Raw genomic sequence first — 13174 nt, 5'->3', positions numbered from 1 at the left:
CGTTGATCTGCCGCGTGCCCTGCCGATATTCGCGGGCCAAGCCCGCGCCTGCTCGGGGCCGTTCAGCGGCGGGCGAAGCGCGCCAGGCGCTGTTCGTCCAGGGTCAGGCCCAGGCCTGGGGTACGTGGAATGTGCAACTGGAAGTCGCGGTACTGCGGCGGCTCGTTGACGATCTCCTCGGTGAGCAGCAGCGGGCCGAACAACTCCGTGCCCCAGGTCAACTGGCGCAGGGTGAGGAAGGCGTGGGCCGAGGCCAGCGTGCCGATCGAGCCTTCGAGCATGGTCCCGCCATACAGGGCAATGCCCGCGGCCTCGGCGATCTGCGCGGTGCGCAGCACGGCGCGCGGGCCGCCGTTCTTGGCGATTTTCAAGGCAAACACGCTGGCAGCGCCGTCCGCCGCCAGGCTGAAGGCATCCTCGACGCTCTCGATGGACTCATCGGCCATGATCGGCGCCGGGCTGCGCTGGTTCAAACGCACCTGGCCGCCGCGGTTGATGCGCGAAATCGGCTGCTCGATCAGGTCGATACCGTTGTCGCCCAGTACCTGGCAGGCACGGGTCGCCTGCGATTCGTCCCAATACTGGTTCACATCGACCCGCACGCTGGCGCTGTCGCCCAGCTCGCGCTTGATCGCCACCACGTGCTTGAGGTCCTGCTGCAGCGGGTTGGCGCCGATCTTCAACTTGAATACCCGGTGGCGGCGAATTTCCAGCATGTGCTGGGCCTCGGCGATGTCGCGGGCGGTGTCGCCGCTGGCCAGGGTCCAGGCCACTTCCAGGCTGTCGCGTACCCGGCCGCCCAGCAGTTCGCTGACCGCCAGCCCCAGGCGCTTGCCCTGGGCATCGAGCAAGGCGCTCTCGATGCCGGACTTGGCAAAGGTGTTACCCTTGGCCAGCTTGTCCAGCTTGAGCATGGCGGCATTGATGTTGTCGGCAGCCATGCCCACCAGTGCGGGTGCGAGGTAGGCATCGATGTTGGCCTTGATGCCTTCAGGGCTTTCATAGCCGTAGGCCAGGCCCCCGATCGTGGTGGATTCACCGATACCTTCCACGCCATCACTGCAGCGCACACGCAGCACGACCAACGTCTGTTGTTGCATCGTGTGCATGGCCAGCTTGTGCGGGCGGATGGTGGGCAGGTCGACGATCACGGCATCAATCTGTTCGATTACGGCGTTGGGCATAGGTCTTGAGGTCCGCTCGTGGCCTGATCGGGGAGCCGATCAAGCCGGATATTTACTTGATAGTTCAAGCATTACCCGACACCCTGACTGCGTCCAATATCAATTAAATCTGCAACCATACCTCGGAGGTCTGATGGAGCTTCGCCACCTTCGCTACTTCAAGGTCGTCGCCGAGACGCTCAACTTCACCCGCGCCGCCGAGTTGCTGCACATCGCCCAACCGCCGCTCAGCCGGCAGATCAGCCAGCTTGAAGAACAGCTCGATACCCTGTTGATCCACCGCGAGCGCCCCCTGCGCCTGACCGAAGCCGGGCGTTTTTTCTATGAACAGACCTGCACGTTGCTCGAACAACTGGACAGCATCAGCCAGAACACCCGCCGTATTGGCCGCGGGCACAAACAATGGCTAGGCATCGGCTTTGCGCCCTCCACGTTGTACGCCGTGCTGCCGGAACTGATCCGAGAATTGCGCCAGGACGCTGAGCTGGAGCTGGGGTTGAGCGAAATGACCACGCTCGAACAGGTCGATGCGTTGAAAAAGGGCAGGATCGACATCGCATTCGGCAGGCTGCGCATCGAAGACCCGGCCATTTTGCAGGTGACACTGCTGGAAGACCCGCTTGTCGCGGCCCTGCCCCACGGCCATGCCCTGGCGGGGGAGCCGGTGAACCTGGCGCAGCTCGCCAAGGAGCCTTTCATCCTCTACCCCTCCAACCCCAGGCCAAGCTACGCCGACCACGTGCTGGCGTTGTTCGCGCACCACGGCATGAGCCTGAAAGTGAACCAATGGGCCAACGAGTTGCAGACAGCGATAGGCCTGGTGGCTGCTGGGGTGGGCATTGCCCTGGTGCCCTCATCGGTGCAGCAGCAACACCGAACCGACATCGACTACGTGAAGCTGGCAGACACCAGCGCAGTCAGCCCGATCATCCTCAGCCGCCGCGCCGGCGACAACAGCCCGCTGATCACGCGCTGCCTGGACTTCCTTGGCCAGCTTCGTCAGCGGCCCCACGGCGCACGGCGCTGAGCGCTTGCGCCCTGCCCTGACGGAGCGACTTGGGCGTACACCCGTAATACTTTTCGAACGCTGCACTGAAGCTCGACAGGTGCTCGAAGCCGACCTTGTACGCCACTGAAGACACAGGCAAACCGGCTTCCAGCCATTCCCGGGCCTTGGCCATGCGGATATCCGTCAACAGGCGGTAGGGGCTGGTACCGAACACCTCGCGAAAGCCTTGCTTGAGCTTGAACTCGTTGGTGCCCAGTGCAGCGCACAGGTAGCCGATGGTCAGCTTGCGGTCGAATTGGCTGAGCAGGATGTCGCGCGCAGCCAGCACCACGTCCTTGTCCTTGGCACTGAGCGTGCGCTGCACCGGTGCCGGCGACGGGACCAGCGGACGGATCTGTTCGGCAAGCAGGCCGAGCGCGGCGGTGTGAATATCGAGCAGGCCGCCGCAGGTGTCGTGCAGATGTACCAGCGAATCGGCCAGCCGTTGGATGGCCACGCTGTGCTTGGCGCAGAACAGGCGCTTGGCCGACAACCCCTTGGCCTCGCCATCGAGCAGGTACTCAAGCCCATAGCGCTGCAGCAACGGTGCCTTGGCCGTCAGGCGCAACTGGCGGATAGCCTGTTTGGCCGGATAGCACCGTTCACCTTGCAGGCTGCCGTAGGTGGCCACCGTGCTGTGGCCGCATACAAAATCATGGCGCTGGCCGTCCATGCCGGTGCTGCTTGAACGCCCCGACAAGGCAATCGCCACCGTCAGGGCGCGCTCGCCTTCGAACGACCCCGCCTCAACCAGGTCCTGCTGCGGATCGAAACTGGAGTAGGCCACTGCCAGGCCGTCATCGAAGCTGAGGGAGTCGGTGAAACAGCTGCCCAGGCGTTGCGGCAAGCAGGCGCGCTGCCAGGCCGATTGGCCAAGGCCAAACGGCTCCTCCCTGTCCATGGGCGATATCCGGTAGCTCATGTTCATCACTCCTTGTGGCGCACAGGTCGCGAACCCTGTGCAGCGATCCGAATTGCCACACTCAAAATCCGGATGGCCTAAAAGTGTAACCAGATTTATTCGCATTAACAGCCCTATAGTGGCCGCACCTGAATCAACGCCCGAGACTGTGCCCTGCGCACGGCCTGCCAACCGATCCAACCATCAGAGGTGCGAGCATGACCGAACTGCCCCCCATCGTGCGCGAAGTGAAACTGCTGGGTTACGACTCAGGCGAACTGAAGGCCGAGCATTTTGCCGTGGTGCAGGCCGCCGCCACTGCCCCGGGCCCAGGACAGGTGCTGGTACGCAATCGCTGGTTCCGCGTATCCATTTCCACCCGCCTGATGGCTGAAGCCGGCGCCGAGGCGGTGCAAGGCATTCCCTTCCCGCCGCTCAAGCCCGGCGACACCTTGGCCGACGGTGCCATTGGCCAGGTGCTGCAGGCAGGCCATGGCGTTGATCTGGCGGTCGGCAGCCTGGTCATGCACCCGTTGGGCTGGCGCGACCACGCCCTGGTAGACGCAGACCAGTGCACGCTCATCGACACCCCGCAAGTAGACCCGGCCGCCTGGCTGGGCCATGGCTGGACCGCCTATGCGGCGCTGGTCAACGGTGTGCAGGTACGCCCGGGCGACACCGTACTGGTGACCAGCGGTGCTGGCGCCATTGGCTGCATGGCCGGGCAGATCGCCCGCTTGCTGGGCGCCAGCCGGGTGATCGGAACCACCAGTAGCCAGGCAAAAGCCCGCTGGATGCAAACCGAGTTGGGCTACGACGCCGTCGTCACCCGGGATGCCGGCCCGGTGCGCGAGCAACTGGCCCAAGCGGCCCCGCAAGGCATCGACGTGATCGTCGACATGGTTGGTGGCGAGCAACTGGCGGCGGCATTGGCAGTAGCCCGCCACGGCGCCCGCTGCGTACTGCTGGGGGCGGTGTCGGCAGAATTGAACCCGCACAGCGCCACGCTGAAGGCACCGGTGGAGCTGGACACTTTCCAGCTGATCCTGCGTGGGGTGACCCTCCGTGGCTTCAGTGCCGATGAAGAAGCACCGGAGCTGTTCGATGCCTGGATCCGTCAACTGGCCAACTGGCAGGGTGAGGGTGGCCTGCACATCGCCCACACCTTGGTCAAAGGCCTGGACCAAGCCCCAATGGCCTTGCAGGAAGCCTGCGCCGGGCGTTTGAAAGGCCTGGTGCTGGTTGAGCTGGAGTGAACACGGTGCCTGCTTGTTATTTTCTTGTGCCCTGGGGTTATCCCGTTGTCGTTCTGCGATGATAGGGCGACGCGATTGTTCTGCAAACACGCGCCCCTTGTTGAAGCGAGAAACGCCATGCTTTCAGTGCACGATCTCATTGCCGTCGACCCGTTGAAGCTGCAGGCGGTGGCCGGCCTGGCTGGGGCCGCCAGGCTGATCACTTGGGCACACACCGTGGACCTTCCCGACCCCTGGCGGTGGGTATCGCCAGGCGACCTGGTGATGACCACCGGCGTGGGCATGCCCCACGAGGCTCCAGCGCAAGTGCAGTGGCTGGAAAAGCTGGTACAAAGCAATGCAAGCGCCTTGGTCATAGCCCCACGTGACGATGCCCCCAAGCTTTCGGCTGCACTGCTGCAGGCCGCAGACCGCCTGCTGTTCCCACTGCTGCATGCGAGCTTCGAGCTTGAGTTCGTCAAGCTTTCGCACTATGTCATCGAAAGCGTGTTGCAGGCGCAACGCGAGCGTTTCAATGCCAGTGAGCGGCTGTTCCAAACCTATGCCCAGGCATTACGCACGGAACCTGATATGTCTGGCCGCTTGGCCATTCTTGCCAAGAGCCTCGAAGTGGACCTGGCCATCGAAGATGCAATCACTGGCACCCACATTGTCGAGAGCCGGCATGCGCTGGGCGCCGCGCTGGATAATGTCGAGCGCATCCCGATTGGAGGGCGGGCCCAGGCCAACCTGGTCATCAGCCGACGGCCCCACCCCTCTCTCGATGATTCAATACTGGTCCGCTCACTGGTAGGCTTGTTGGGCGTGGAACTGGAACGGCAGATGATTGTTCGGGATCATCAGCGCGAGGAAGGCGCGGCATTGCTGCACAACCTGCTCGACAGCGAAGTCGAGCTGACGCTGACGCGGCCGATGCTTGAGCGCCGAGGCTTGACCGGCACCCTCGTTGCGCTGGTAATCAGGCCAGGAGCCAAGGGCCCGCGGACACTCGACGACCTTCATCATACGCCTGCCCTGTACGCAGCAACGCCCCTCCTGCTGGCCGAGCACAACGTACTACTGGCGATCAGCCGCGATGACAGCGCCCTGTTTCAGGCGCTGCTGGCAGCCTTGGGCGCAGGTACACAAATAGGCATCAGCGGGCCCATCACCACGGCAACCGGCTACCGGGAAGCGGCACGCCAGGCCCGCCTGGCGCTGACCCAGGCCGCAGAACTGAATGCGCCGACCCTGCGCTATGGCGAAGCGGATACCGGTTTGATCATGGCCCCCAAATCCTTGCCAGAGGCGCGCGCACTGGTGGCACGCTACCTGGGTCCGCTGATTGAACACGACCGAGTTCAAAGCGCGTCACTGTTGAAAACACTGACCACCTTTCTGAAAAACGACGGCAACTGGAAAGCCAGCGCACTCGACCTCGGCATTCACCGCCAGACGCTTGTTTACCGCATAAAACTCGTTGAACAACTGACCGGTTTCAACCCCACCACCACCCAAGGCATCGCCCGCTTCTGGATCGCGCTGCAGGCGGGCAAGAATACCGAGTTGCTTTAAAGCCCCTGCACTGCCCCGGCGTACATAAGCAAACGGCCCCGCTGCGTGGGCGGGGCCGTTTTTCATAACCTGTCAGGCCGATACCTTAGTGGCTGGTAGGCATCGCGAACTCAGCACCTTTGGCAATCGCCTGCGGCCAGCGCTGCATGATGCTCTTCTGCTTGGTGTAGAAGCGCACGCCCTCCTCGCCATAGGCATGCATGTCACCGAACAGGCTTTTCTTCCAGCCGCCAAAACCATGCCAGGCCATCGGCACGGGAATCGGCACATTGATGCCGACCATGCCCACCTGGATACGGCGGCCGAACTCTCGGGCGATGTGGCCATCGCGGGTGTACAGGCTGACCCCGTTGCCGAACTCGTGGGCGTTGATCAGGTCCACCGCCTCACCAAAGTCTTTCACCCGCAGGCAAGCCAGTACCGGGCCAAAGATCTCTTCCTTGTAGATACGCATGTCCGGGGTGACGTTGTCGAACAACGTGCCGCCCATCCAGAAGCCATCCGCGCAGCCCTCGCCCGCAGTCTGGCCGTTGAATTCCCGGCCATCGACCAGCAGCGTAGCGCCTTCCTTGACGCCTTGCTCGATGTAACCGGTGATACGCTCGTGGGCAGCACGGGTGACGATCGGGCCCATCTCGGCTTCGAGGTTGGTGCCGTTGAGCACCTTGAGTTCCAGGGTCCGTTCGATCAGCTTCGGCATGACTTTTTCTGCTGTTTCTTCGCCCACGAACACGGCCACGCTGATGGCCATGCAACGCTCGCCGGCCGAGCCATAGGCAGCCCCCATCAGCGCATCGACGACCTGATCGATATCGGCATCGGGCATCACCACCAGGTGGTTCTTGGCGCCGCCCAGGGCCTGCACGCGCTTGCCGTGACGGGCGCCGGTTTCATAGATGTGGTTGGCAATCGGGGTCGAGCCCACGAACGACACGGCCTGCACATCGGGGTGCTCGATCAGCGCGTTGACCGCGTCTTTATCGCCCTGCACCACGTTGAACACGCCATCCGGCAACCCCGCCTGCTTCAGCAGGTCGGCAATGAACAGGCTCGGGCTCGGGTCCAGCGGGCTGGGCTTGAGCACGAAGGTATTGCCGGTGGCCAGGGCGACCGGGAACATCCACATCGGTACCATCACCGGGAAGTTGAATGGGGTGATACCGGTCACCACGCCCAGCGGCTGGCGCAGGGTCCAGTTGTCGATGTTGGTGCTCACCTGGTCGGTGAAATCGGTTTTCAGCAACTGCGGCGCGCCGCAGGCGAACTCGACGATTTCAATACCACGCATCACTTCGCCCTGGGCGTCGGTGAACACCTTGCCGTGCTCGGCAGTGATCATGCGGGCCAGGTCATCACGGTGCTCGTTGAGCAGCGCCAGGAACTTGTTCAGCACGCGCGAACGGCGCAGCGGCGACAGGTTGCTCCAGGCCGGGAAGGCGGCCTTGGCCGAGGCTACGGCAGCGTCCACATCCTTCTGTGCCGACAGTTGCACCTGACCTGTAACAGCACCGGTCGCCGGGTTGTAGACAGGCTGCTGCAGGCCGCTGGTGGCATCGGCACGGGCGCCGGAGATCCAGTTGCTAATGGTGGTGGTCATCTTTGCTCTCACATCTTCAAAGGGGTAAGCCGCGCGGGGCGCCTGCCCCGCCGGGCAATCAATAAATGGCGTAGACCTTGCGCACGGTCTCGATCACGTCCCAGCGGCCGGTCCAGCCCGGCGGCAGGATGATCAAGTCACCGCCCGTGACTTCCACGACTTCCTTGCTCTGGTCGTCAGTCAGCAAGGCACGCCCGGAAATGATGTAGGTGAACTCGGTGTCGGGACGGTTGATTACCGGCCAACCCCCTGGCTGGCACTCCCAGACGCCCAGGTTGCCGACGGCGTCGGGGGCAAGGGCCTGGATGGCGATCTGCGGATCGCCCTGGTCGGCGCCAGCGCGCTGGCCGGCAGGGTTCAGTGGCAACGATTGGATCGCAGCGGACTTGATGATCGTGAAAGTCGTCACGGTGGTTTCCTCTTTAATGTGCACCAGTCAGCTTTTCCAGCAACATCGCAGTGCGGGATGGACGATGGGTGAAGCGCTCTTCGATATCGCTCAGCGAGGCGGCGGTCAGCCCGCTGTTGATACCCAGCCAGCGCAGGGGCTCGCGCTCCCAGGAAGGCGAGCGGTGATTGACGATAGGCAGCGTGTTGACGTCGTCCTCACGCTCAAGAATCAGGTTGCGCAGGATGCGCCCGGCCAGGTTGCTGGTGGCCACGCCATCGCCCACGTAGTTGCCGGCCCAGGCCATACGGTTGTTGCGGTCGATGCTGACCGTGGGGCACCAGTCGCGCGACACGCCCAATGCACCACCCCAACGGTGGGTGATGCGCGCATCGGCAAGGTCCGGGAAGAATTCGACCAGGGTGTCGTGGATCTTGGCGTGGATGCTGTCGACCAGGTCGGCTTCATCGGTCATGCGCGAGCCCCAGTTGTAAGGGGCGCCCCGGCCCCCGAACACCAGACGGCCTTCGGCGGTAACCTGGCCATACACCCGCAGGTGGCGCATGTCGTTGAAGGCCATGCGGTGATCCAGGTTGAGCTTGCGCAGCACGTCGCGAGGCAGTGGCTCGGTGGCCAGCACCAGCGAATACAGCGGGATAACAAAACGAGAATGCCCTGGCTGCTGGGAGGTAAAAGCCTCGGTCGCACGCACGGTGATTTCCGCTTTTACGCAGCCATGCGCGGTATGCACCACACCTGGCGACATTTGCGTTACCGCCGACTGCTCGTAGATTTTCGCGCCCAGGCTTTCTACCAGACGCGCCAGGCCACGCACGAGCTTGCCCGGGTGAATCAAGGCGCAATGCTCGGTGTACAGCCCGCCCAGCGTGCCTTGGGCACCTACCTGGCCTTGCGCCTCGGCACCTTCCAGAACACGCCACTGATCTGGCAGGCCGAAGCGCGCCGAGGCCTGCACGGCCGCGCGCGCCCTGGCCAGTTGCGGCGCACTGCGCGCCAGGGACAGGAAACCCTGCTTGGCGAAGTCGGCCTCGACCCCCTCAAGGGCGAGGACACGGCCAATTTCATCGACGGTTTCGTTCATGGCCTGCTGCAAGCGCAGGGCAGCGCTGTGCGAGTACATCTGGGTGACGCGCTCAAGGGAAATCGGGAAGATCGCCGATGCCCAACCGCCGTTGCGCCCCGAGGCGCCGAAGCCCACTTCGCGCTTTTCAAGCAGTACTACACGCAGGCTGGGGTCGCTCTTGAGCAAGTAGTACGCCGCCCACAACCCTGTGTAACCGGCACCGACGATCACCACATCGGCCTGGCTGTCGCCTTCCAGGCGCATGCGCGGCCGGGCAGGTTCGAACCACAAAGGCCGGTTGGGTAACTGGGACAAAACTGATTTCGCTGACATGCTGTGGGCTTCCCATTGATGCCTGGAACAAGGGTGGTAAAGCGAGAAACTAGATTTTGTTGGTGGCCGGCTGAACCTGGTTCAACGTTCGCTCGCGTCGGTTTCGCGACAGCTGCAAGCCGATGTACGAGACGCCAATGGCAACGATTGCGATCAGGCACTGCAGCAGGCTCACCTGCATGGAGGGGTCGAAGGCCATGCTTGCCAGCACGGCAATGATCGATGCCGTGACCAACAGCGCCAGCCAGGGATGGCACCACATGGCAAACTTCAACGAGCCCTCGGCTACCCATTTGCGGCGCAGCTTGAGCTGCGACAGGCAGATCATCAGGTAGACGAACAGGAATACCGTGCCAGAGGAGTTGATGAGGAACTGGAACACGGTGTCTGGCCAAAGGGCGGCGATGACCACACAGCCATAACCCACCAGGGTCGAGGCGATGACGCCGCGAACCGGCACCCCTTTACTATTCACACCAGCGATCCAGCGCGGCGCTTCGCCGTTGGCGGCCAGCACGTAAAGCAAACGCGACGAGGTGTAGAGCCCGGCGTTCAGAACCGACAGCACCGCCACCAGAATAACCACGGTCAGCATGTCGCCAGCCCCCGGAATGCCGATGTGCTCAAGCGTGCTCACGAAGGGCGACTTGCCTGGAACCTGCGCGGTCCAAGGCTGAGCGACAACGATGAAGAAGGTGGCCAGCACGAAGAACACCAGGATGCGCAGCATCACAGTGTTCACCGCCTTGCGGATATTGCGTGATGGGTCTTGCGATTCAGCGGCGGCCAAGGTGGCCACCTCGACGCCGGTCATGGAGAAAATCACCACGACGACACCGGTAAACAAAGAACCGACACCATGGGGCAAGAAACCGCCATGCTGGGTGAGGTTGTCGAAGCTGGCAGTGGAGTTGGGCCACAGGTGGAAGACGTAGGCACCTGCCACCACCAGGAACACGATGATGGCAGCCACCTTCACACCGGCAAACCAGTACTCGGCCTCACCAAACGAATGCACCGACATCAAGTTCAGCAAGGTCATGCTGACCATCAGCCCCAGCGCGATGACCCAAACCGGAATACTCGGTAGCCAGGCATTGATGATCTGCCCGCCGACCACGGCTTCGAAGCCCACCACGATGACCCAGAAATACCAGTACAGCCAGCCGGTCATGTACCCGGCCGGGCGACCGAATGCCAGGCGGGCATAATCAACGAAAGAACCTTTGGCAGGGTGCGCTGCGGCCATCTCGCCGAGCATGCGCATCACAAGTGCAACGATAAGGCCGGTGATTGCGTAGGTGATGAAGGCACCGGGCCCTGTGGAAGCGATGACCGCGCTGGAACCGACGAACAAACCGGCACCAATCACACCGCCCAGGGCGAGCATGCTGATGTGTCGAGTCTTGAGCGCACGCTTGAGGCGAGGATCATGTTCTGACTGAATAGGCACTGGTTGTCTCCTTCTAATTATTAATGGTCAACGCAGCCTGGGAAGGAGATTAAGCAGCTGCGACTACGCTGAACATCGTCAAATTGCAGAGACGAAGCATCCAATTCATACAAATGTACAAATGCAAAACTGCACAATAAATGGGGGGGTAAACCTCACGCCCGATAAGGCTCGGAGGCGCCCACTGTCCGCCATGGCACTGTATTGCTCACAGCGGTAGGGCCTGTGTCAATTATTGACTTGAAGCTGAGGCCCGACGAAAAATGCGCGCTAATTCATCAGCATCTCAAGGCCTTACACGCGCATGAAAACGCTGGAAATCAACGCATCCAACGCCCATGAGTTAGAGGCAGCCCTCAACACTTGCAACCTGCCGATTCATTTCCTGAGTCTTGACCTGAGCGCCTATGACTTTTCCAGAAAGAAACTGGAGCACTGCGTCTTTGAGGCATGCAACCTGGCGGGGGCGACTTTCCTGGGAAGCGACCTGACGGCTTCCACCTTCATGAAGTGCCGCGCTGGCGAGGCGAATTTCTCTGCAGCACGGCTATCCGAATCGTCATTTGTTCAATGCGACCTCAACAATTCGAATTGGAGCCGCAGCAAACTTTCACACGCCCGGTTCGAAGCCTGCAAGTTAACCGGCTCTGACTTTTCCAATGCGGCAACGCTGGCGATCAGCTTCAAGGAGTGCCGGTTGAACAGTGCTTGCTTGTCGGGTATTTCATTCTTTAAAAGTGAAATCGACAACCTGGACTTCAGCGAAAGCGACCTCACCGGCTGCGACTTTCGAAAGTCTCGCTTCATCAATGGCGGCAGCCTCTCCATGGCCCGGGTTTCCGGAGCCCGCTTTGACGAAGCGGATTTGCGCGAGGCCAGCCTGAACGGCTTGAGATTGACTGACGCTGCACAATTCAAAGGTGCAACCATTTCCAAATCGCAAGCGACGATGCTGTTGGCGGGGCTTGGCCTGACGGTGATGTGACACAGCCACAACCGAACTGCCTGGGCTCGTTCAGCCGGCAATGGTGCCGGCCTTGGACGGGGGGTTGGCGAAAAGCCTTCGTCGCTGACCCGCTCGGGACGATGCGATACGCACGAGACGGTGATCGGTGAGGCACCCGTGACGCGGTTGCATTGACACGGACCTTGATTATGACACTTAGTGTCATTAATATTGATTTGTGTCCCCGGATTGGGGCGCGAACACTACCCATACCGTGCTACCCCTTGTCGAGAGCCCGCCCATGAAAGTGCATTTCATCGTTCACGAATCGTTCGAAGCCCCTGGAGCGTATGAAACCTGGGTGCAGGCACGCGGCTACGCAACCAGCTACTCACGGGTCTACCTCAATGACAGGTTGCCAGAGCGTGTGGACGACATCGATCTGCTGGTGGTGCTGGGCGGGCCGCAGGACCCAGCCACAACACCGGAGCAATGCCCCCACTTCAACGCCGCCGCTGAATGTCGCCTGATCGGCAAGGCCATCAATGCTGGCAAGGCGGTTGTGGGCGTCTGCCTCGGGGCCCAGCTCATTGGTGAAGCGCTAGGGGCGCAGTTTGGTCATAGCCCGGAAAAGGAAATCGGGATGTACCCGATCAGCCTCACGGCCGAAGGCAAGGCGAACAGCAAGGTTGCTCACTTTGGCGATGTCCTGGACGTCGGCCATTGGCACAACGATATGCCTGGGCTTACTGCGCACGCAAAGATTCTCGCGGTGAGTGAAGGCTGCCCTCGCCAGATCGTCGAGTACGGCCATTTGGTCTATGGCTTCCAATGCCACATGGAGTTCACCCGCGACGTCGTCGACCAGCTGATTGCGGCCTGCGAACCTGAACTGCTCACACTCACCGACCGCCCCTTCGTACAGCAGCCAGCCGAACTGCGTGCCAACGACTGGGATGAGATGAACCAAAAGCTGTTTACTTTCCTCGACAAGCTGGTTGCTGAGTACCAGGCGGCTTGAGTTCGGGGTTAGCGCGGTGTTCGGATGTGTTCGCCGTGAATTTTTCAGCGCCTATGAGATCGAGCGCCGCCCGCGCGGCGCATCGCGAGCTGTGCTCGCTCCTACGTTTGTTTCGGGCCAGTGATGCCTGTGCCAATCGCGTCATGCGCCAAAGCCTTCGCGCACTAACCTCACAGGAATAATTGGCCCGAAATAGACGTAGGAGCGAGCACAGCTCGCGATGCGCCGCGCGGGCGGCGCTCGATCTCATAGGCGCAGACGATGTCACGGTGAACGGCCGCTATGGGTCCAGGCTGTGTGAAAACGCCAGTAAGTACGTCGAGTAGCGAAAGAAGCTGGGACCCCCTGTAAATTCAGCAGATCTAAGTGCAGATCTACCTCAGTCGGGCACCAGGCGCGACCTGTGCTA

General features: G+C 61.8%; 11 protein-coding genes. 5 read left to right on the top strand and 6 right to left on the bottom strand.

All coding sequences use genetic code 11. The annotated features are described in order from the left end of the window. Positions 1–62 precede the first annotated feature (62 nt). Complete coding sequence (locus F3J44_RS25320) at positions 63–1184, bottom strand: muconate cycloisomerase family protein (protein WP_167056523.1); 1122 nt, start codon at positions 1182–1184, stop codon at positions 63–65. Between the two features lie 133 nt (positions 1185–1317). On the opposite strand from F3J44_RS25320, the gene F3J44_RS25315 reads away from it, so the two are divergent. Next, complete coding sequence (locus F3J44_RS25315; RefSeq protein ID WP_167277093.1) at positions 1318–2211, top strand: LysR family transcriptional regulator; 894 nt, start codon at positions 1318–1320, stop codon at positions 2209–2211. Here the strand turns inward: F3J44_RS25315 and F3J44_RS25310 are convergent. Beyond that, positions 2150–3154 carry a helix-turn-helix transcriptional regulator gene (locus F3J44_RS25310; RefSeq protein WP_167277090.1) on the bottom strand — a complete coding sequence of 335 codons (1005 nt, stop codon included), beginning with the start codon at positions 3152–3154 and terminating at the stop codon, positions 2150–2152. The genes F3J44_RS25315 and F3J44_RS25310 overlap by 62 nt on opposite strands. Positions 3155–3351: 197 nt before the next feature. Here F3J44_RS25310 and F3J44_RS25305 point away from each other — a divergent pair, with 197 nt between their 5' ends. Beyond that, positions 3352–4389, top strand: coding sequence for an NADP-dependent oxidoreductase (locus tag F3J44_RS25305; RefSeq protein WP_167277087.1), 1038 nt, complete (start codon positions 3352–3354; stop codon positions 4387–4389). 117 nt (positions 4390–4506) lie between these two features. Then, positions 4507–5943, top strand: a complete 1437-nt coding sequence (locus tag F3J44_RS25300; protein WP_167277084.1) for a PucR family transcriptional regulator — start codon at positions 4507–4509, stop codon at positions 5941–5943. An 85-nt stretch (positions 5944–6028) separates the two neighbouring features. Here F3J44_RS25300 and F3J44_RS25295 read toward each other — a convergent pair whose 3' ends face one another. The 4 genes from F3J44_RS25295 to F3J44_RS25280 form a co-directional block, all read right to left on the bottom strand. Then, positions 6029–7540: a CoA-acylating methylmalonate-semialdehyde dehydrogenase gene (locus F3J44_RS25295; protein ID WP_167277082.1), complete on the bottom strand. Its 1512-nt coding sequence runs from the start codon at positions 7538–7540 to the stop codon at positions 6029–6031. A 58-nt stretch (positions 7541–7598) separates the two neighbouring features. Beyond that, positions 7599–7949 carry a cupin domain-containing protein gene (locus F3J44_RS25290; protein ID WP_167277079.1) on the bottom strand — a complete coding sequence of 117 codons (351 nt, stop codon included), beginning with the start codon at positions 7947–7949 and terminating at the stop codon, positions 7599–7601. A gap of 13 nt (positions 7950–7962) precedes the next feature. Beyond that, on the bottom strand, positions 7963–9327 hold the full coding sequence (locus tag F3J44_RS25285; RefSeq protein WP_205300180.1) for an FAD-binding oxidoreductase: 1365 nt from the start codon (positions 9325–9327) through the stop codon (positions 7963–7965). Between the two features lie 67 nt (positions 9328–9394). Continuing rightward, the gene (locus F3J44_RS25280) at positions 9395–10798 is read right to left on the bottom strand and encodes an amino acid permease (protein WP_167277074.1); all 1404 of its coding nucleotides are present in this window, start codon (positions 10796–10798) and stop codon (positions 9395–9397) included. Between the two features lie 304 nt (positions 10799–11102). Here F3J44_RS25280 and F3J44_RS25275 point away from each other — a divergent pair, with 304 nt between their 5' ends. Together F3J44_RS25275 and F3J44_RS25270 are read left to right on the top strand one after the other, a co-directional pair. Next, positions 11103–11783 (top strand): pentapeptide repeat-containing protein, encoded by a 681-nt coding sequence (locus F3J44_RS25275; RefSeq protein ID WP_167277071.1) that lies wholly within the window; start codon positions 11103–11105, stop codon positions 11781–11783. Positions 11784–12045: 262 nt separating this feature from the next. Then, a complete protein-coding gene (locus F3J44_RS25270; protein WP_167277068.1) occupies positions 12046–12765 on the top strand; it encodes a type 1 glutamine amidotransferase in 720 nt (239 codons plus the stop codon). Positions 12766–13174 lie beyond the last annotated feature (409 nt).

It is taken from the genome of Pantoea sp. Tr-811 (assembly GCF_011752535.1).
Classification (GTDB): Bacteria; Pseudomonadota; Gammaproteobacteria; order Pseudomonadales; family Pseudomonadaceae; genus Aquipseudomonas.
Note: the sequence above shows the minus strand (reverse complement) of the source record. Positions and strands in the feature narration are given on the sequence as shown.

Coding starts and splice junctions, on each gene's coding strand:
- F3J44_RS25320 (WP_167056523.1), bottom strand. CDS start 1,184: ATGCCCAACGCCGTAATCGAACAGATTGATGCCGTGATCGTCGACCTG.
- F3J44_RS25315 (WP_167277093.1), top strand. CDS start 1,318: ATGGAGCTTCGCCACCTTCGCTACTTCAAGGTCGTCGCCGAGACGCTC.
- F3J44_RS25310 (WP_167277090.1), bottom strand. CDS start 3,154: ATGAGCTACCGGATATCGCCCATGGACAGGGAGGAGCCGTTTGGCCTT.
- F3J44_RS25305 (WP_167277087.1), top strand. CDS start 3,352: ATGACCGAACTGCCCCCCATCGTGCGCGAAGTGAAACTGCTGGGTTAC.
- F3J44_RS25300 (WP_167277084.1), top strand. CDS start 4,507: ATGCTTTCAGTGCACGATCTCATTGCCGTCGACCCGTTGAAGCTGCAG.
- F3J44_RS25295 (WP_167277082.1), bottom strand. CDS start 7,540: ATGACCACCACCATTAGCAACTGGATCTCCGGCGCCCGTGCCGATGCC.
- F3J44_RS25275 (WP_167277071.1), top strand. CDS start 11,103: ATGAAAACGCTGGAAATCAACGCATCCAACGCCCATGAGTTAGAGGCA.
- F3J44_RS25270 (WP_167277068.1), top strand. CDS start 12,046: ATGAAAGTGCATTTCATCGTTCACGAATCGTTCGAAGCCCCTGGAGCG.